General features: G+C 35.1%; 16 protein-coding genes. 3 read left to right on the forward strand and 13 right to left on the reverse strand.

Annotated elements, in window-relative coordinates:
* Nucleotides 1-162 precede the first annotated feature (162 nt).
* Entirely contained in the window at nt 163-1,707 is a 1,545-nt protein-coding gene (locus BWZ20_RS10350; RefSeq protein ID WP_076619730.1) for a ribonuclease E/G, read from the forward strand.
* Nucleotides 1,708-1,760: 53 nt separating this feature from the next.
* Here BWZ20_RS10350 and BWZ20_RS10355 read toward each other — a convergent pair whose 3' ends face one another.
* From BWZ20_RS10355 to BWZ20_RS10390, 8 genes are all read right to left on the reverse strand, one after another.
* On the reverse strand, nt 1,761-3,041 hold the full coding sequence (locus BWZ20_RS10355) for a DUF5686 family protein (RefSeq protein WP_076619732.1): 1,281 nt from the start codon (nt 3,039-3,041) through the stop codon (nt 1,761-1,763).
* Between the two features lie 110 nt (nt 3,042-3,151).
* Nucleotides 3,152-3,706, reverse strand: coding sequence for a ribosome recycling factor (gene frr, locus BWZ20_RS10360; RefSeq protein ID WP_076619734.1), 555 nt, complete (start codon nt 3,704-3,706; stop codon nt 3,152-3,154).
* Nucleotides 3,707-3,752: 46 nt separating this feature from the next.
* Nucleotides 3,753-4,460 carry a UMP kinase gene (gene pyrH, locus BWZ20_RS10365; RefSeq protein ID WP_076619736.1) on the reverse strand — a complete coding sequence of 236 codons (708 nt, stop codon included), beginning with the start codon at nt 4,458-4,460 and terminating at the stop codon, nt 3,753-3,755.
* A 215-nt stretch (nt 4,461-4,675) separates the two neighbouring features.
* Nucleotides 4,676-5,650, reverse strand: a complete 975-nt coding sequence (gene tsf, locus BWZ20_RS10370; RefSeq protein ID WP_076619739.1) for a translation elongation factor Ts — start codon at nt 5,648-5,650, stop codon at nt 4,676-4,678.
* 84 nt (nt 5,651-5,734) lie between these two features.
* On the reverse strand, nt 5,735-6,487 hold the full coding sequence (rpsB, locus tag BWZ20_RS10375) for a 30S ribosomal protein S2 (RefSeq protein ID WP_076621329.1): 753 nt from the start codon (nt 6,485-6,487) through the stop codon (nt 5,735-5,737).
* Between the two features lie 300 nt (nt 6,488-6,787).
* On the reverse strand, nt 6,788-7,174 hold the full coding sequence (gene rpsI / locus BWZ20_RS10380; RefSeq protein ID WP_076619741.1) for a 30S ribosomal protein S9: 387 nt from the start codon (nt 7,172-7,174) through the stop codon (nt 6,788-6,790).
* Complete coding sequence (gene rplM / locus BWZ20_RS10385; RefSeq protein WP_076621330.1) at nt 7,174-7,629, reverse strand: 50S ribosomal protein L13; 456 nt, start codon at nt 7,627-7,629, stop codon at nt 7,174-7,176. Before rplM ends, rpsI begins: the two co-directional genes overlap by 1 nt.
* 160 nt (nt 7,630-7,789) lie before the next feature.
* Nucleotides 7,790-8,770: an L-threonylcarbamoyladenylate synthase gene (locus BWZ20_RS10390; protein WP_076619743.1), complete on the reverse strand. Its 981-nt coding sequence runs from the start codon at nt 8,768-8,770 to the stop codon at nt 7,790-7,792.
* A gap of 127 nt (nt 8,771-8,897) precedes the next feature.
* Here BWZ20_RS10390 and BWZ20_RS10395 point away from each other — a divergent pair, with 127 nt between their 5' ends.
* Together BWZ20_RS10395 and BWZ20_RS10400 are read left to right on the forward strand one after the other, a co-directional pair.
* Nucleotides 8,898-10,850 (forward strand): YgiQ family radical SAM protein, encoded by a 1,953-nt coding sequence (locus tag BWZ20_RS10395; protein WP_076619745.1) that lies wholly within the window; start codon nt 8,898-8,900, stop codon nt 10,848-10,850.
* Nucleotides 10,851-10,978: 128 nt separating this feature from the next.
* Nucleotides 10,979-11,539, forward strand: coding sequence for a type 1 glutamine amidotransferase domain-containing protein (locus BWZ20_RS10400; protein WP_076619748.1), 561 nt, complete (start codon nt 10,979-10,981; stop codon nt 11,537-11,539).
* A 54-nt stretch (nt 11,540-11,593) separates the two neighbouring features.
* On the opposite strand, the gene polA is transcribed toward BWZ20_RS10400, so the two are convergent.
* From polA to BWZ20_RS10425, 5 genes are all read right to left on the reverse strand, one after another.
* Nucleotides 11,594-14,488 carry a DNA polymerase I gene (gene polA, locus BWZ20_RS10405; RefSeq protein WP_076619750.1) on the reverse strand — a complete coding sequence of 965 codons (2,895 nt, stop codon included), beginning with the start codon at nt 14,486-14,488 and terminating at the stop codon, nt 11,594-11,596.
* Between the two features lie 265 nt (nt 14,489-14,753).
* Nucleotides 14,754-16,328, reverse strand: coding sequence for a hypothetical protein (locus BWZ20_RS10410; RefSeq protein WP_076619753.1), 1,575 nt, complete (start codon nt 16,326-16,328; stop codon nt 14,754-14,756).
* A 26-nt stretch (nt 16,329-16,354) separates the two neighbouring features.
* Nucleotides 16,355-16,552: a hypothetical protein gene (locus BWZ20_RS10415; RefSeq protein WP_076619755.1), complete on the reverse strand. Its 198-nt coding sequence runs from the start codon at nt 16,550-16,552 to the stop codon at nt 16,355-16,357.
* A 156-nt stretch (nt 16,553-16,708) separates the two neighbouring features.
* Nucleotides 16,709-20,698: a response regulator gene (locus tag BWZ20_RS10420; protein ID WP_076619757.1), complete on the reverse strand. Its 3,990-nt coding sequence runs from the start codon at nt 20,696-20,698 to the stop codon at nt 16,709-16,711.
* Between the two features lie 132 nt (nt 20,699-20,830).
* On the reverse strand, nt 20,831-21,091 hold the full coding sequence (locus BWZ20_RS10425) for a hypothetical protein (protein ID WP_076619760.1): 261 nt from the start codon (nt 21,089-21,091) through the stop codon (nt 20,831-20,833).
* Nucleotides 21,092-21,095 lie beyond the last annotated feature (4 nt).

Below are 21,095 nucleotides of genomic sequence, written 5' to 3' on the forward strand. Positions count from 1 at the left end.
TTTTCAGTTTTAACAAGCGTTCTTTGATATAAAATTTAGATGCATATAATAGAGTGCATCTTCATTTGTTTGGATTATCCGATAAGTTTTATCGGAGTCCTGTGTCAAATAATTTAGTAAAATCCATCTACCTCAATGAAGAGATAGATATAAATTAACATTATGAACAAAGAATTAATCGTAAGATCGAGTTCAGATATTGTTGATTTTGCCTTATTAAAAGATGGAAAACTTATTGAATTACATAAAGACGAAGAGGATAATAATTTTGCAGTTGGTGATATTTTTATTGCCAAAATCCGTAAAGTTATGCCAGGATTAAATGCCGCATTTGTTAATGTAGGCTACGAAAAAGATGGGTTTTTACACTATCACGATCTTGGTCCAAAATTACCTTCGCTTTTAAAATTCATTAAACGTGTAAGCACAGGAAAATTAAGAGATTACAGTCTTAAAAACTTTCCGTTTGAAAAAGATTTAGACAAAAATGGCAGTATAGCCAATGCGCTTAAATCTAACCAATCCATTTTAGTACAAGTAGTAAAAGAACCAATTTCTACCAAAGGCCCTCGCATTAGTTCAGAATTGTCCATTGCTGGCAGGTATATTGTTTTGGTCCCTTTTTCTAACCGTATTTCAATTTCTCAAAAAATTGAATCACAGGAAGAAAAAGACCGATTAAAACGATTGGTAAAAAGTATTACACCTAAGGGATTTGGGGTTATTATTCGTACTGTAGCAGAAGGTAAAAAAGTTGCCGAGCTAGATAATGATTTACAGAATTTGTTGACAAGATGGACAGCAATGTGTAAAAAATTGTACAAAGCACATCATCCTACAAAAGTTTTGGGAGAAATGAACAAAGCATCCTCAATTCTTAGGGATATTTTTAATGATTCATTCTCAGGTATCGTTGTAGATGATGAAGAATTGTACATACAAGTAAAAGATTATGTGCAACAAATTGCACCAAAAAAAGAGTCAATTGTAAAGTTTCATAAAAATGGTATTCCGGTTTTTGAAAAATATGGCATAGAACGCCAGATAAAAACATCGTTTGGAAAAACCGTATCTATGGCAAAAGGGGCTTATTTAGTAATAGAACATACGGAGGCTATGCACGTCATTGATGTAAATAGCGGTAATCGTTCTAACAAAGAAAAAAGCCAAGAAGATACAGCCTTAGAAGTAAACTTGATTTCTGCAACCGAAATTGCCCGTCAATTACGCCTCCGAGATATGGGAGGAATTATTGTTATAGATTTTATAGACATGGGTAGAGCAGAAAATCGCAAAAAACTTTACAACCATCTCCGCGATGAGATGAAAGACGATAAAGCAAAACACAAAATATTGCCGCCGAGTAAGTTTGGTTTAGTGCAAATTACCAGACAGCGCGTTAGGCCAGAGCGCAATATAAAAACAAAAGAAGAAAATCCTAATCTCATAGGTGGAGACGAAATAGAAGCGCCAATTAAGGTGGTAGAACGTATAAAGCAAGACCTAGAGCGGATTATTAAGAAAGACTATAAAAAGGTAACTTTAAATGCACATCCTTTTATAGCAGCCTTTTTAACCAAAGGGTATCCATCTGTACGTACAAAGTGGTTCTTTGAACACAAAAAATGGGTAAAGATTATACCCAGAGATGCTTACACATATCTTGAATACCATTTTTTTGATAAAGATGGTAACAAAATCAAATAATATCTATTAGAAAAGCCCTTCCAGAACTTGGAAGGGCTTTTGTTTTTATAAGATTACAACGAGATATTAAAAGTAAATTTAAAAGCAATATTATCTTCAAAATTAGGAAGATGATATGCGCCATAGCGATAGGCAAAACTCAATCCAAAGCCCAGTAAGAGCCTATTAATTTCAAAACCAGATTCTGAGTATAAATGATTAAGCCTATTAAAACTTATACCTTGATGTCTATTAATACTTTTCATATCTCCTAAGGCATATCTAGATATTAGTACTAATTGTGGTTTAAAACGCTCTGAAATGTTAAAAGGTCTAAAGAAATGTTTTACCTGTAACGTTGAGAATTTGTCACTAAAAAATTCATTAAAATACATAGTTTCAAAACTATTAAGACCAGCCACAGAAAAACGCTGCAAAATAGTTTCTTTGGTAATATTGTTTGGGTACGCATGGTATAAATGCGTTAGTGGCGCTTCGCCACCTGCAATGCCTGCTACAAGTGTAATATTTGTTTTAGACTCATTACGATGGTTAAATTGTTGAATGGTTCTAAAGTCTAACTTTGTAAAATTAAAGTCACTACCAAGTACAGATTTAAAACTCTGTGTAACTTGTAATGTAAACTTTGGGTATGCATCTTCTTTTAATGTTACTTGACCAGCCTCTGACATAAACCTACTAAAGGGACTCCATTGCAAGCTAAAGGCCGCTGTACTTATATCGAAAGTATTGTAGATGTCATTATCTAAAACAAAATTATAGTTGTATGTAGGGTTTATTTTGCTTGCGGAAAACTGTGCCTCAGATAATAAATGGTGAGATATTTTGTGCTGTATTCCTATGGATTTTGTAATGTGCCTATGAAATAAATCAATGTTTAGGAGCCTGGGTTCAAAAAAAGTAAAAAACCGTTTGTCTGTTAAAAATGTAGAACTTCCGGTTTCTTTAAGGTCGTCGGTATAAGATAGATTTATCCAAGTATCAGATGCTTCGTTCACCCTAAAACCACCACCCAAACTATATTTGTAACGTTTATCCTTAAAACCATAAACGGCATAACCATTAATGCGGTAACGATCTGAAAAGTCTTTGTTTGTAATGCCTCCTAAGCCTGTCCTAAAACCTTCGTATTGATTGAATTTTATAAGATATCTTAAATCGAGATTAAAGAAGTTTACTGGTAAAAAACCATTACCTATATTTTTAAGAAATTCAGCTTTTTTTATAGAATCTCGAGCTATTTTAGTAGAATCTCCCGCCCTAGAAATAGGATTTTGAGCCGTGCTGATGGTTGCAAGACAAATAAATAAAATAGCAAGGGATTGCTTAACCATGCAAACGGATTAATATTAAAAGCTTAATAATCGATTATGCTTTTAACCTGAAAAAGATTTATTTTTCAGGCCTTTGTCTTACCAAAAACTCAATTTAACTGCGGTAATTTTTAAACGGTCATAATCTCGTTTTCTTTTACGTCAAGAATTTTGTCTATTTTTTTAACGTAAGAATCTGTAAGTTCTTGCACATCTATTTCAGCATTTTTTTGTAAATCTTCAGAAACATCAGCTTTTTTAATGTCGTTCATGGCATCTTTACGAGCATTTCTAACTCCAACTTTAGCATCTTCTGCCTCTGCTTTGGCTTGCTTAGCTAAGTCTCTACGTCTTTCTTCGGTTAATGGTGGTACGTTGATGATAATCATCTCTCCATTATTCATTGGGTTAAAGCCCAGATTGGCGAGCATAATACCACGTTCAATCTCTTGTAGCATACTTTTTTCCCATGGCTGTACTGAGATTGTTCTGCCATCTGGAGTATTTACGTTTGCTACTTGATTTAATGGTGTTTGAGAACCATAGTAATCTACCATAACACTTCCTAGCATTGCAGGACTAGCCTTGCCGGCTCTAATATTTACTAATTGTTTTTCAAGGTGCTTTATAGCGCTATCCATTGCTTCTTTTGCAGAATCTAGTATAAATTGAATGTCTTCGTTCATGATGTTAAAATTTTAGTTGTGAGTTATCAAACGCTAAGCCAAGTATTTATAGGTTCACTTCAGTTCCTATTGTCTCACCAGAAACTACTTTCAATAAGTTTCCTTTTTTATTCATATCAAACACTATTATCGGTAATTTATTTTCTTGACTGAGTGTAAAAGCCGTAGTGTCCATAACCTTTAGGCCTTTTCTAAGAACATCATCAAAGGTTATCTGGTCAAATTTAACAGCAGAACTGTCTTTTTCTGGGTCTGCAGTGTAAATGCCATCTACACGGGTTCCTTTTAAAATAACATCTGCTTCAATCTCAATGGCGCGTAAAACTGCGGCTGAGTCTGTTGTAAAATATGGGTTACCTGTGCCACCACCAAAAATAACGACTCGCCCTTTTTCTAAATGACGCATTGCTTTGCGTCTAATAAATGGCTCGGCAACTTCATTTATTTTAATAGCTGTTTGAAGTCTGGTTGGAATGCCAGTATCTTCTAATGCACTTTGCAATGCCAATCCATTAATTACTGTTGCCAACATACCCATATGGTCTCCTTGTACTCTGTCCATGCCATTGCTTGCACCTGCAACGCCTCTAAAAATATTACCACCACCAATAACAATAGCTACTTGAACACCTAAGTCGGTAATGGCTTTAATATCTTGTGCATATTCTGCTAAACGTTGAGGGTCTATTCCATATTGACGGTCTCCCATTAAGGCTTCGCCAGATAATTTGAGTAGTATTCTATTGTATTTCATTAGATGGTCTCTATTACTTTTTTTGGTCTAATGTAATGTGCCAAGTTATTAATTATTTAAAATTTAAAACAGATTTGTGGCTCATTTCATAATTATTCTGAAAGTTGAGCAAAGCTACATAATTATTAGCATCTGTAAAAGAGAAAAAAATGCCAAAAAAAAGCCCTTCTAACAATGAAAGGCTTTCTTCTACTTATAAAATTTTGAATAACTAATTATCCAACTGAAGCACGTTTAAAGCCAGTGACTTCTACGTCTCCAAATGTTTTTACGTATTCTGCAACAGTTTTCTTTTCGTCTTTAATAAACTTCTGATCTAGCAAACACTGCTCTTGGTCTAGAGTTGTGTTATCAGAAATGAAACGCTCCATTTTACCTGGTAAGATTCTGTCCCAGATTTGTTCTGGCTTACCTTCAGCTTTTAATTCCGCTTTAGCATCTTCTTCTGCTTGTGCTAAAACCTCTGGAGTTAATTGTGCCATAGAGATATACTTAGGGACATTTTTTAATGTTTTACCTAAACGTGCTAATTCTTCATTGTCTTTTTCGATAACTGCGATACGAGCCTCGGTCTCAGAAGCCACGTAAGCAGGATCAAAGTCTTTATAAGATAAAGTAGTTGCTCCCATAGAAGCTACTTGCATTGCTAAGTCTTTAACTAAAGTTTCAGCGTTATCAACTTTTGCCGATAAACCTACTAAAGCAGCAATCTTATTAATGTGAACGTACTGTCCAACAAAAGGTGCATCTAGTTTTTCAAAAGCAGTGATGTCTAACTTCTCACCGATGACACCAGTTTGCTCAACTAATTTTTCAGCAACAGTCATACCACCAAAATCAGAGGCTAAGAAATCTTCTTTAGAGTCATAGTTTAAAGCAGCATCAGCTAAATCGTTGGCTAATTTCACAAAGTTTTCGTTTTTACCTACGAAATCAGTTTCACAACCTAAAACGATGGCAACCCCAGATGTATTGTCTGCATTTATTTTGGCAACAGCAGCACCTTCAGAAGAATCTCTGTCAGCTCTTTTTTCTGCAACTTTTTGTCCTTTTTTACGTAAAACTTCAATGGCTTTATCAAAATCACCACCAGCTTCAACTAAAGCTTTTTTACAATCCATCATACCAGCACCAGTTGCTTGTCTTAGCTTGTTTACTTCTGCTGCTGTAATTTTTACAGTATTTTCCATAGTGTTTAATTTAAAAAAGTCGAGTAATTAATTTTCAACGAAGAAACGAATTAAACGACTTTTATATATTTTCTTAATGTTATTTTATTCTTCTTCTTGCGATACTGCTTTCTTGGCTTTTTTGCCTTCAGCCTTACCTTCTTTATCTGCTTTTCTATCGTTTAAACCATCTTGTATTGCAGAAGTTACAATAGATAAAACTTTATTAATAGATTTTGAAGCATCGTCGTTTGCCGGGATAACATAATCTACCTGACGTGGGTCTGAGTTAGTATCTACCATTGCAAAGATTGGGATGTTTAATTTTTGTGCTTCTTTAATAGCGATATGCTCTCTTAAGATATCTACAACAAATAATGCACCTGGTAGACGCGTCATATCAGATATAGAACCTAAGTTCTTTTCTAACTTTGCGCGTTGACGGTCTATTTGTAGTTTTTCTCTTTTTGACAATGACTCAAAGGTACCGTCTTTTTTCATACGATCTATCGAAGACATTTTCTTAACAGCTTTACGAATGGTTACAAAGTTAGTAAGCATTCCGCCTGGCCAACGCTCAGTAATGTATGGCTGGTTAACGGCACCTGCTTTTTCAGCAACGATGTCTTTAGCTTGTTTTTTAGTTGCTACAAATAAAATTTTCTTACCTGATGCAGCAATTTTACTTAATGCAGCACAAGTTTCTTCGATTTTAGCTGCTGTTTTGTAAAGGTTGATGATGTGAATCCCATTACGCTCCATATAGATATAAGGAGCCATATTTGGGTTCCATTTACGCGTTAAGTGACCGAAATGTACACCTGCGTCGAGTAGTTCTTTTACTTCTACGTTTTCCATTTTTTGTAATAGTTTACGTTCTGTTGAATTAGCAATGATTAAGTGGTTGTTTTTACTTACCTTAACCATTTAGATGCTAAACTAAATCCTGACTGTTGGGTCATGGACAACAATAACTGGTTTATAAATTGCTGCACTATACAGCGGTTTTAATAAAATTGCCAACTCGTGGCTGATTGAAGATGATTTATCTTCTCTGTCATTTCGAGCGTAGTCGAGAAATCTTTATGAGACCTATCGACTGCGCTCAAGGTGACAGCTTGGAACTTGAAAAACAAATTCCAAAAATTGTGTTGGATATTAACGTTTAGAGAACTGGAATTTCTTACGCGCTTTCTTCTGTCCGAATTTCTTACGCTCTACCATTCTTGGATCTCTTGTTAATAGACCTTCTGGCTTTAATATTGCTCTGTTTTCAGGATCTAACTCGCACATTGCACGAGATAACCCTAAACGTATAGCTTCCGCCTGGCCGGTGATACCACCTCCATATACGTTAACAGTAATATCAAAGTTGCCATCATTGTTAGTCATGGTTATAGGTTGGTTTACTTTATACTGTAAGGTAGCAGTAGTAAAGTATTCCGCCATGTCTTTTTTGTTCACCGTAATGTTACCTTTTCCTTTGGCAACGTATACACGGGCAACAGCCGTCTTTCTACGGCCAATTTTGTGAATTACTTCCATTAGTTAAATTCGTTTAAATTAATTGTTTTTGGCTTTTGAGCGTCGTGAGCGTGCTCAGCACCAGCAACAACAGTTAAGTTTCTAAAAAGAGTAGCACCTAATTTGTTTTTAGGTAACATCCCCTTTACTGACTTCTCTACCAATCTGGTTGGGTCTTTCTCAAACATTTCAGTAGCAGTCAAAGTTCTTTGACCACCTGGATAACCTGTGTGGCGGATATAACTTTTATCTGTCCACTTGTTACCAGTTAAGTTGATTTTTTCAGCGTTTACAACAATGACGTTGTCACCGCAATCAACGTGTGGCGTAAAGTTAGGCTTATGCTTACCTCTTAAAAGTTTTGCTACTTTTGAAGCTAAGCGGCCTAAAGTTTGTCCTTCAGCATCAACTAAAACCCACTCCTTATTAACGGTAGCTTTGTTAGCAGAAACTGTTTTGTAGCTTAATGTATCCACACTAATTTGATTTATTATTGTGCGCAAGGCACAAAAAGATTAAACAATGCTCTTCCAAAAAAGAGTTTGCAAATTTAGGATAAACAATTGGATTAGCAAATTCTTATTAAATGTTTTTTTGTGTTGAAAATCAGGTGTTTCAAGACGGTTGAAGAAAAACTCATTTTGCAGCGCGTTGTAACCTATCGTTTATAGATTTTCCTAAGCCATAATCTGGCAGTTGTTCTGCAATAATAATATCTAGTTGTTGTTGGTCTAATTGATGTAAAGCATCATATAATTTTGAAGCCGCTTCTTCTAGGTTTTTACCTTCGGATAGCACAATTTTAAAATGAATAGCATCATCATTCAAAGTGTCATTATAAGCTAGAAGACCAATTTTTAAACCTTTATAAGTCTTAATAGCTTCTGCTATGTTAGTAGTAAGAATGGTTTTGGTTTTTGGTGCGTAGTGACGCTCTAACATTCCTGGTGCATTAGGCGCAACTTCTTTTTGACTTCGACTACGCTCAGCCCAACTGTTTTTAACTTCAATAGTTCCTACTACAGCTTCAATAGCTTCAATAGGAGTCGAGCCCAGCCTGTATATAATAGGTTCTCCATTTTCAAAACCAATAATAGTAGATTCAATACCGCTTTTACAAGGCCCACCATCTAAAACCATTTTTATTTTATGCTTAAAATAGCTTTCTACGTGCTCAGCTTTTGTTGGGCTTACTCTATTGAAAGGATTTGCGCTGGGTGCAGCAAGTGGAAAATCTAATTTGCTTAAAAGGTCTAAAGTAAGAGGATGATTTGGAATTCTAACAGCAACTGTGTCTTTACCACTAGTAATTAAATCAGGAATTATAGATTTCTTTTTTAAAACCAAAGTTATAGGGCCAGGCCAAAAAGCTTCAGCTAATAGTTTTGCTTTTTCAGGAATCGCTTCAACAATTGTTTCCAGATAATCGATATTAGGAATGTGAACAATTAATGGATTAAAATGAGGTCGCTTTTTAGTTTCAAAAATGGCCTTTATAGCTTTTTTAGAAAAAATATTACCTGCCAAGCCATAAACCGTTTCCGTTGGTATGGCAACAAGCTCCTCATTGTTAAGAAGATCTACGGCTTTTGATATATCTGTTGATATGATGCTCATAATGTTTTTCTAAATGCAAAATTACTTCAAAAAAGAGAATCTACCGTAAGGTGTCAATCGAATTCTACACACTTATTAACTATATTTAAAACGAACGAATACATTTTCTATTTACCTTTGTGCCGTTATGCATGAAGAATTAAGACTTTCTAGTTGGTTGCCTACCACAAATAAAGAGGTGAAAATTCGCGGATGGGAATACCTAGATGTTATCCTGTTTAGCGGAGATGCCTATGTAGACCATCCAACGTTTGGTCCTGCTGTAATAGGACGCTTGTTAGAAAGTATGGGTTTACGAGTGGCTATTGTACCACAACCTAATGTTAACGACAATCTTCAGGATTTTGTTAAGTTGGGTAAGCCGCGTCTGTTTTTTGGAGTTACTGGTGGTTGTATGGATCCTATGGTTAGCAACTACAACGCCAATAAAAAACGTCGCGATAAAGATGCTTATACGCCAAATGGCGACATTGGATTTAGACCAGATTATGCCTCTACCGTTTATAGTAAGATTTTAAAAGAAAAATGGCCAGATACACCAGTTTTAATTGGTGGTATTGAAGGTTCATTACGTCGTGTAACACATTACGACTACTGGAGCGACCAATTAATGCCAACCATTTTAGAAACCTCTAAAGCAGATATGTTGGTGTATGGAATGGGAGAACAACCACTTCGTGAAATTGTACGCTTGCTAGAGCGCGGTGTACCATTTCAAAGTATTAATACTGTAAACCAAACAGCCGTTCTTATTAATGATGAAAACGACATCCCTAAGAATAAAAATTGGGAAGATGTTGAAATCGCTTCACACGAAACCTGTTTAAAAGATAAAAAAGCTTACGCATCTAACTTTAAGATTATAGAACAAGAATCAAATAAGTTAGCTGCAAGACGAATTTTCCAAAAAGTAGGTGAAAAGATGCTGATGATAAATCCGCCGTATCCTACAATGACAGAAGCTGAGATTGACGCCTCTTTCGATTTGCCTTACACGCGTTTACCACACCCAAAATACAATAAGCGTGGACCAATTCCTGCTTACGAGATGATAAAAACGTCTATAAATATTCATCGTGGATGTTTTGGTGGATGTAGTTTTTGTACCATTTCGGCGCATCAAGGCAAATTTATAGCGAGTCGTAGTAAAGAGTCCATATTAAGAGAAGTTGATAAAGTGGCTAATATGCCAGATTTTAAAGGCTATTTATCTGATATTGGTGGGCCAAGTGCGAATATGTACAAAATGAAAGGTAAAGTACAATCTATTTGCGATAAATGTGTTGCGCCAAGTTGTATTTCGCCAGTAATTTGTAGTAATTTAGATACGTCTCATAAACCGTTAACCGAATTATATAAAGCGGTTGATAGTCATCCGAAGGTTAAAAAATCATTTATCGGTTCTGGAATTAGACACGATATGTTGGTGCCAGAATTCAATAGAAACGCCGATCCAAAAGAGTTAGACGATTATACCGAAGAAGTGATGACTAAGCATGTTTCTGGTCGACTAAAAGTTGCGCCAGAACATACTAGCGATCCAGTATTGAAGTTAATGCGAAAACCATCGTTTAGTTACTTCCATAAGTTTAAAGAACGTTTTGATAAAATCAATATTAAGAATAAACTTAACTTACAATTAATTCCCTATTTTATCTCAAATCATCCAGCTTGCGAAGTTGAAGATATGGCAAATCTTGCTGCCGAAACTAAAGATATGGGCTTTCAACTAGAGCAAGTACAAGGCTTTACGCCAACACCAATGACGGTTGCGACGGTGATTTATTACAGTGGTTACCATCCGTACACACTTAAAAAAGTAAATACGCCAAAAACCAGAAAGGAAAAGGACGAACAACATCGTTTTTTCTTTTGGTATAAAGATGAAAATAAAGGTTGGATTAAAAACACGCTTAATAAATTAGGAAGACAAGATCTACTTGACGTTCTATTGCCTAAAAAAGACGAAAAATGGCGTAAAAATAAGCCAGGTAAAACTAAAAACACCTTTAACGATGCTGTGCCTTTTAACCAGCGAAAGAATAAGGCTAAATTCCGAAGTAAAAAGAATAAACGCTAACTCATAAATTTAAGATTACTTAACAATCGCTGTTAAGTCTAGGTTAATCCAAGCTCTCTTTTTGGTTTTGGTTGATAGATCTGTTAGTTTAATTGGACAATTATTAACCCAAAAAAACACAAATGATAATGGAAAATTTAGAAAAAAAGACCGTTGCAATTTTAGCAACCGATGGCTTTGAAGAAAGTGAATTAAAAGAACCTAAAAAAGCGTTGGAAGAGGCAGGATCAGATGTGCATATTGTATCTTTAAAAACTGGCGAAATCAAAGGTTGGGATAACGGAAATTGGAGTAATGCTTACAAAGTAGATAAAACTCTAGACGAAGTATCGCAGAGTAATTATAATGCTTTAATGCTGCCAGGAGGCGTCATTAATCCTGATATTTTAAGACGAAATGATAAGGCTGTAGGCTTTGTAAAATCGTTTTTTGAAAATAAGAAACCTGTTGCAGCAATTTGTCATGCACCATGGTTGTTAGCTGAAGCAGATGTTTTAAAAGGACGAAAAGTGACATCGTACAATTCTATCAAAACCGATATTGAAAATGCAGGAGCGCACTGGTTAGATGAAGAAGTTGTTGTAGACGAAGGTTTAATAACAAGTCGTTCACCTGAAGATTTACCAGCATTTAATGCTAAGTTAGTAGAAGAAGTCTATGAAGGTAAGCACGAAATGCAAACCGCATAATAGATATAATATCTTAAAATGAAAAAGCAGGATTAAATCCTGCTTTTTTTATGTCTAATGCGCTTCTAACCAGTTGTCGCCAAGACCAATTTCAACATCTAAAGGCACTGAAAGCTTAAACGCATTTTCCATTTCTGTTTTAATCAATTTTGAAACCTCATCTAGTTCTGGTTTGTAAACATCAAATACCAATTCATCATGTACTTGTAGTAGCATTTTGGTTTTGTAATCACCAGCTTCTAACTTCTCGTAAATGTTTATCATCGCCAGTTTAATGATGTCGGCAGCGCTACCTTGAATAGGTGCATTTACTGCATTTCGTTCTGCTGCGCCACGAACAACTGCGTTTCTAGAATTAATATCTTTTAAATATCTGCGTCTACCTAAAACCGTTTGTACATAACCATGATCGCGAGCAAAATCTACTTGTTTGCTGATGTAGTTTTTCAGTTTTGGATAGGTTTCATAATACGTATCGATTAGTTCTTTAGCTTCGCTACGTGATAAATCGGTTTGATTGCTTAAACCGAATGCAGAAACACCATAAATTATCCCGAAATTCACCGTTTTTGCATTGCTACGCTGCTCTCTGGTAACGTCTTCAATTTTTACATTAAACACTTTTGAAGCAGTTGATGCGTGAATGTCTTCACCATGTTTAAAGGCTTCAATCATGGTTTCTTCTTCGCTTAACGCAGCGATAATACGCAATTCAATTTGAGAATAATCGGCAGCTAATAAGGTGTAGTCTTCATTACGAGGCACGAATGCTTTTCGTACTTGACGACCACGTTCTGTACGAATAGGAATGTTCTGTAAATTAGGATTATTACTACTTAAACGACCAGTTGCAGCAACGGTTTGCATATAGTCTGTATGTACGCGACCAGTAGTTTCTTCAACTTGAAGTGGTAAGGCATCTACATACGTGCTTTTTAGTTTTGATAAACCTCTAAATTCTAGAATGTTTCTGATGATTTCATGGTCTTTTGCTAAGTAACTCAACACGTCTTCTGCGGTAGAGTATTGCCCAGTTTTGGTCTTTTTTGGCTTGTCTACCAATTTCATTTTTTCAAATAAAATAACACCTAATTGCTTTGGTGATGCAATGTTGAATTCTTCGCCAGCAGCTTCGTAAATGCTCTTTTCTAAGTTGGCAATGTCTGTATTTAATTGCTCTGATAAGCTATTTAAAAAGTCTTTGTCTAGGTTGATACCTTCCAATTCCATAGCAGCTAAAACACGTAGTAAAGGAATTTCAATCTCATCAAACAATTTTTGTGTATTGGCTTCACCTAACTCTTTTTCAAAATGTTCTTTAAGTTGAAGTGTGATATCGGCATCTTCTACAGCATATTCGGTTTGCTTGTCTAAAGGTACATCGCGCATAGATAGCTGATTTTTACCTTTTTTACCAATCAAGGTTTCAATGGAAATAGGCGAGTAGTTTAAATACGTTTCTGATAGTACATCCATGTTGTGACGCATGTCTGGATTAATTAAATAGTGCGCTAACATGGTGTCGAATAAAGGTCCTTTGACTTCAATGTTATATTTGGCTAAAACCTTGATGTCGTATTTTAAATTCTGACCAATTTTCTGAATGTTATCAGCTTCAAAAAACGGACGTAATTCTTCGATTAATTCTTGTGCTTCATCTTTATTTTCTGGAAATGGTAAATAGAAACCTTTACCAGTTTCCCAAGAAAATGCAATACCAACCAATTCTGCGGTTAACGGATTCAAACCAGTCGTTTCGGTATCAAAACACACTGAAGTTTGATTGAGCAGGTTTTTTACAAACAGTTTTGTTGCCATTCCGCTTGCAACACTTTGGTAAAAGTGGCGTGTGTTTTCGGCTGTATTCCTAACAAATTGATTGTTTTGGGAATTATCATCTTGGTTACTGAGCGAAGTCGAAGTACCAAATAATGAGAATTGTCCTGCGCCAGCAGATGCTTTTTCTTTAGTTGTTTGAGACTTCTCGACAGAGCCTGTACTGAGCGTAGTCGAAGTGCTTGAAGAGACATTTTGATTAGTCGTTGTAGTTGAATTATCGCTTTCTGAGGTAAACGTTTTAAGGAAATTATCAGTAAGACGTCTAAACTCTAATTCTTGAAAAATTTCTTTTACTTTTTCAACATCTGGATGATCTAACTCGAAATCTTTAGCGTTAAATTCCACCGGAACATCAAGCATAATTCGCGCTAGTTCTTTTGAAAGTCGACCTAGTTCGGCATTAGCTTCGACCTTTTCTTTCATTTTACCTTTTAGCTGGTCTGTGTTGGCTAAAAGTCCTTCCATACTACCAAATTGCTTAATGAATTTTTTAGCGGTTTTTTCACCAACGCCAGGTAGACCAGGAATGTTATCACTAGAGTCGCCCATCATTCCTAAAAAGTCAATCACTTGTTCTGGTCTTTCGACTTCAAATTTTTTCTGAACTTCTGGAATTCCCCAAGTTTCGTATCCACCACCAAACGATTTTGGACGATACATAAAAATATTTTCGGTCACTAATTGCGCAAAATCTTTATCTGGTGTGACCATAAAGGTTTTGTAACCTTCTTTTTCCGCTTGACGGGAAAGTGTTCCAATAACATCATCGGCTTCAAAACCTTCCTTTACCATAATTGGAATATGCATAGCTTCCAGAATGTTACAAATATGAGGAATCGCAGTGCGAATACCTTCTGGCGTCTCGTCACGGTTGGCTTTGTAAGCTTCGTACATTTCTACACGATCTACACTTCCGCCTTTATCAAAACATACCGCTAAATGGTCTGGTCTTTCGCGTTTGATAACATCTAAAAGCGAGTTCATAAAGCCCATAATGGCTGAAGTATCTTCGCCTTTAGAGTTTATTCTTGGGTTTTTTATAAAAGCATAATACCCACGAAAAATAAGCGCGTAAGCATCGACTAAAAAGAGACGTTTTTGATCTGACATTTTGAAATATGATTTGAAATATAATGTCAGCTTGAGCGCAGTCGAAAGCCTTTTGAAAACAAATTTTAGCTAATGAAAATTGGTCTCGCTGACAATTTGCAAATTACAAAACTTAAATCTTGAAATAAAAGAATGCTAAATGAAATTGAGAATAGATTTTAAAGATTCCTGCTTTCGCAGGAATGAAAAAAGAAAGCCGATCCCTACTTCGGCTTTCTTTGCTCAAAAAAATATAATTGAAGACAATCCAATTATGCTTTATATTTTATCTAATACGTTCTACCTCAAAATATGTTTTTGAAGAATTTTGGTCTATGAGTATACCACTTATTGTGCTGTACATGTATATTTCTATATATTCTAAGGCATCTAGTTGTACTATGCAATTAATTGATCTGTGTAGTATGCCATCTGGCGCATCGTACACATGTGTAAAGGTGTTTTCTTTTATTAAAGTTCCATTTTTATATACAGCAATACCATAGTTTCCTGTAAAATAGTTTGAAGTGGTAGTGTAGGTTGCATTAATACGATAATAACCGTTATTTGTGGCTCTAAACCTGTTATTTGTTGTTATATATTCACCTTGTGTATCTACAACAATAGTGCTGAATGCCATTTTTTCATAACCCGTTCCTCCATGAATGTATAAACCAGACAAGGTAGATACTGCTAATGAGAAATTATTAACATTAAAGCTAAGGTTATCAAGATTAACTGTTTGAATAGGTACACCATCATCTTCTAAGGAAATTCCTAAGTTATTACCGACTAATCCGAAAGTATCTACTTGCTGATTGTCTGTATTAACGGCAGCATCTTGAAAAGTTAGATTACCAGCACCATCTGTAGTCATCACTTGGCCGTTAGTGCCATCTATTGTTGGTAATGCATAACCTATTGTAGAAGGGTTTCCTATTTGGAGCTCACTATCAATACGTGTATTACCGCCAATGTGTAAAAGAGTTTGAGGATTACTTAAGCCAATTCCTATTCTGTCTAAACTTGCATCTACAAATAACATGTATGGTTCTGTGTCACTTTCAACACGCAAATCAGATGTAGGGAATCCATAATCATTAAAAACGACATTCCGCTCAGCTCTAAAACCATCATTGGCGAATAACTCTCCGCCATGAAAATATCCAGATAATCCTGTACCGTAGGCCCAGCCTTCTATGGCTGTTCCTGATCCTTGACTTTGCCCAACAAGGGCTTCTCCATTATCGTATGAGCTAAAAAATCCACCAATAGCGTCGGTTCCGTAGGCCGTTCCGTGTACAGCGACATTATTGGAAAGATACCCACTGAAGTAAGTATTTCCTGTTTGAAATCGAGCGGCACGACCTGCCGAGTTAATTACACTTAAAGTATAATTACTATTTAAACCTGATCCAGTGAGATAAGTACCTAGATTACTTCCTGAGTCAACATAAAGTTTATAACCATAAGAATTAATCCCACCAATAGCTATATTGCCTAGAGTGTACATGTTTTCATTAATTGAGTTTGGTAACGCACTTGTTATTTGAGTGAGCCAATCTGAATCTTTAGCAGTAATAGAAATCCACGATGTTGTGCTATTGTCCCAATAATAAAAGCCCTTTCCTGATAATGATGTGCCAGTATAAAATACCATCATCCCGTCTTGGTCTACTGTCGGGTTTACTGTTGGGAAATTATCTATCCTTGGTATTAAAATACCGTCTTCATTACTTGGTGTTGCCGTACTTGAAGCAGAAATATCTAGTCTGGCTTGAGGATCTGTATTACCTACACCAACTTGGGAAAAGATAAAGCTTGAAAAGCATAACAAAGCTAAAGTTGTAATTGTCTTCATAACAGTAGGGTGTTATAATTGTGTGATTAGAGTTTAACCTCTACATCAAAAGTGTTTCGTACATCTTTAATTATTTTATTTACATAGTATAGAATACCAAGCAAAATTTCGCAGCCTCCTAAGATAAAAGGGTTAATACTTCCAAATAATTGAATGGAGATGTGCCCAGCCAAAAAACTAGAATTGATAATTAAAAGTGACACAAGAAATGTAGAGGTTTTCATCTCACAACGATTTAATGATTAATAGCTTTCCAAAACTAGTATTGAACCCTAAAAATCGTCTTGATTATTCTTTCAAAAGCATGGAGTATTTTGTCAAAAGGAAGAAAAATGAGAAGAATCAATAATTTTATTCCTTATTAAATAACTGAAGATAAATTAGTTACGATATTCGGTTGGGCTTTGTCCAAATTCTTCTTTAAATGTCTTACTAAACCAGTTTGGATCGTTAAATCCAACTGCATAGGCAATTTCCGAAACCGATAAATCATTGTTTTTGAGCATGTTTTTGCCTTTCTTTAAACGCACCTTCCTTATAAAAACAGCTGTACTGGTATTAGAAATCGCTTTTAGTTTTCTGTAGAGTTGTGAATCACTCATTGCTAAGAAACTAGCTAGTTCGGTTGCGCCAAAATTTGAATCTTCAATATGTTGGTGAATAGCATCGACCACTGTATTTAAAAAGACCAGTTTTTTATCCAAAGGTTCTGGTTGCTCTTCTTTTTGTTCTACAATGGAGTTTACTGTATATCGTTCTTGTAACTGTTTTCGTTTAGAAATAAGCATTTGCATACGCAGTTGTAATTCCTTTTTTTGGAACGGCTTTGTTAAATAAGCATCTGCACCACTGGTTATGCCTTCCAACCGATCTTCTTGCATCGCTTTAGAGGTAAGCATAATGATTGGAATATGATTGGTATTATCGTCTGCTTGTAGTTTTTGCGTTAACTCAAAACCATCCATAACAGGCATCATTACGTCAGTAACTACAATATCTGGGATATTTTGTTTAGCAAGTTTTAAACCCTCTTTTCCATTTTTGGCAAAGGTGACCTTATAGTTTGGTTTTAAACATGACGCAACATATCTCGCCATATCAGCATTATCTTCTACGATGAGTACAGCGTTAGCGTCTTCATCTGAAATAACATCATCAATCTGAGGAACCACAGTACCAATATTGATTTGACGTTCGTCTTGGTCTACAGATCTTGCTACAGCAGTATTTGTTATTGGCAAAGTAATGGTAAAGCTGGTGCCTTTATTAACTATTGAAGCTACTTTAATTTTACCGTTAAATAATTCTACCAATTCTTTGGTAAGAGCTAATCCAATACCTGTTCCTTGAGAGACTTTATGTACAGTATTTTCAGCTTGGTAAAAGCGATCAAAGATAAAAGGCAATTGAGATTCTTCAATGCCATAACCTTGGTCAGTAACCTCGATTTGTAAGATTGTAGCTTCTTTTTTGGTAAGTCTAATATTCAATTCAGAATGTTGAGGCGAAAACTTAATACCATTAGAAATGAGGTTTGTCATTATTTGCCGAATTTTTTCAGCATCAAAATCCATTATGATTTGATTTGGCTCAGACGAAAATTTTATAGAAATGCCCTTGTCAGCAGCTATACTTTTAAAGCTATAAACTATATGAGATACAAATGCAACAATATCATTCTGAATAAGATTAACGTTAAGTTGCCCTTTTTCAAGCTTAGCTAAGTCGAGCATTTGGTTTACCAAATCTAACAGGCTGTTACTATTTTGCTCTATGGTTTCAAGTGATGTACTTACCTCATCTTTTGTGTTGAAACGCTCTTTTAAGTTGCTTAGATATCCTAAAATAATGGTAAGCGGTGTTCTAAACTCGTGAGTGATATTGGTGATGAAGCGCGATTTTAAGTCATCTAAATCTTGTAAACGTTTAGATTCTTGCCCGGCAATTTGTCGTTGCAGACTAATTTTATAAAATGCATAAACAATACCTAAAAATAAAAGCAAATAGGATAAATATGCTAAATTACTTTTGTACCAAGGTGGCGCTACGCTTATTTTTAATTCTAAGGGCGGTTTTTTCCAAAGGTCATTACGCGATTTTCCTTGAATTTGAAGGGTATAGGATTTAGAAGATAGGTTTAATAACTGAATGTTGTTTTTGCTTCCCAGATTGTTCCAGTCAGTATCATCAGGAAGCAATTTGTAAACATAATTAATGTTACTGTTGGGTCTAAAGTCTAGAGCGGCAAAGTTTAAGTTGACAGGGAAATCATCATAATTCAGATTAACTTCTTTAGCATTACTTATGGAGGTAGATAGAATTTCGGAGGTATTTGGAAGAACATACTCATCTTTGATCTTAAGACTGGTAAATTTAAGAGTTCCTTCTTTATCTAACTCTGAAATTCGATTGGGATCAAAAATATTTAGTCCGTTAATTCCACCAAAATATAGTTGTCCTGTGGTTTTAGTTTTAAATGTCGCGCCAAGATTAAATTCGGTACTCTGTACGCCGTCTTTTGGGTTATAATTGGTGAACTCTTCCGTGGTTTTATTAAATCGGAATAGCCCACCATTGGTTGATAACCACAAATTCCCAGAGTTATCTTCGTTAATGTTATAAACGAAGGTGTTGGTTAGGCCTTCACGCTTGCCATAACTTTTAAAACTATCTGATGCTTCATCGTATTTATTTAAGCCTTTTCTACTTGCAACCCAAAGCGTATTTTCAGAATCTACAAACGCACTCAGTACACCTCTTGTCGCTAAACCAGACGTTTCGTCATAGTTTTTTACCGAAATTAATTCATCGTTTTTAAAATTGAGTTTGCTTAACCCTTTCTGTGTGCTCATCCAATAATTCTCATCTTCATCTTCTACCATAGACAAGGTGAAAACTGATGCTAATTGATCAGCACTATAATTTTTGAATCGCAAATCACCTTGAGAGATGTTGCCAACAAATTTGGAAAACCCAGCATTAAATATGGTAATCCATATATTTCCCGCATGGTCTTTATAAACATTACGCATATTTTCGGCAGGAAGTTTTGAGCTGTCGTTGGCATCAATAGGACATGAAATGATGGTAGGATTTTTAATATCTAAATTCTCTAAAGGAATAATAAAAACTCCTTTATTGGTCACAAACCAAATATTATTGTCATTGTCTCTTGTTATGCCTCTAACCCTATTATGCTCTGATAAAACATTATATTTTGAAATATTCTTGTTGCTAGAAATTACTAATCCACTTGATGAACCGGTAAATAGGTAATCTTTTGTATCATAAACTGCAAAAACAGAAGGGTTGTCTAAATCAAAATTTTCGGTGGGTTGAATAAATACGTCTTGTGTTTTTACTGTGGTAATATCGAGATTGATGTTTCCAATAAATAGTAAATCATCTGATATAAAGAGCTCATTAATACCATCGGAATTTATCGTAGATGCGTCATATTTTTTATCAGCAATAAAGTGTTGACTGACTGAAAATTTATTACCATCAAAATTGGCTAGTAATAAACCGTTTGAGGTTGTGCCAAGGTAGAAAGTTTCATTATAAAATGCCAATGTATTAGTATTGTAATTTACAGTTTGATTATTTTTATGAATAGGGATTGCCTCAAAGCTGTTTATGGTATCAGAATATTTGTATATGCCTTTGTTTGTGCTAACCCAAAGTTGCCCATTAAGGGTTTGCAGGTTATTAATTTGAGCGTTTAAATCAGCGACTTTTTTATAATAGAAACCGTATTCGGAGTCGTTTTTATCGTCTAGTTTAACCTTATAAATAAAGCCTTCGTCCGTGCCTACAAAAATCATCTCATTGTAAACCGAAATACCAGTAATTTTTTTAGGAAACGCTTTCAGAGAACTATCAGAATGAAAGTTTTGAAACTCATCAATAAGAGCTAATCCATTATTATAAAAGGCAGCGACGACTTTGTCTTTATAATGAATTAAACGCGTACAATTGGTATTAGTTTCTCCCAGTTGTGAAATTGTTTCCTCATGGGTGTTATATTTAATAAGTCCATTTTGACCAGTTCCTATATAAATGCAGTCGTTCTTTGCGATAATGTCTCCAATTCTATAACCTGCAATATCAAGATTAGAATTTGTGTCTGGTTGAGGGACAAAAAAGTCCTCACCATCAAAACGAACTATACCATCAGAGGTTCCTAACCAAATAAAGCCATTGGTGTCTTTTTCTATGCAATGAATTGTTTCTTGAGGCAAACCTTCGTTTAGCCCATAATGCGAAAACCTTAGATTTTGAGCACTAGCAATTAAGCTGACTAAACATAAAAGTAGGGAGAGGTTAGTGTTACTTAATCTATGAGAATAAAAATTGGTATAATTCTTCATACAAGATTAATAGTCTCGTACAAAATAATAAATCTTTGATTTAAAAAAAAGACTTTTATTATGAGGTGAGTAGTGCAAACAAAAAAGCCGAAACATATGTCTCGGCTTTTTCAATGGTTAATAGCATATTAATTAGCAAAGCTTTACAGTTTTAACTTTGATTTGAAGACTTTTTCTATAAGCTTTAATACTTATTATTTCGTTACTTTTCTTGTGATTTAATCTTAAAACTTTTGCCTTTACTTTAGCAGATATTGTCGCTCTTGCAACTTCAGGTTTTTCAGGCTTAATAGTTTTAACAAATTCAGTCTCAACATTACTTACAACATCTTGCTGAGCAAATCCTGCTAGAGACATTGTTAAGAATGCTAATATGACTAAACCTTTTTTCATTGTT

It is taken from the genome of Winogradskyella sp. J14-2, assembly GCF_001971725.1.
Lineage (GTDB): Bacteria > Bacteroidota > Bacteroidia > Flavobacteriales > Flavobacteriaceae > Winogradskyella.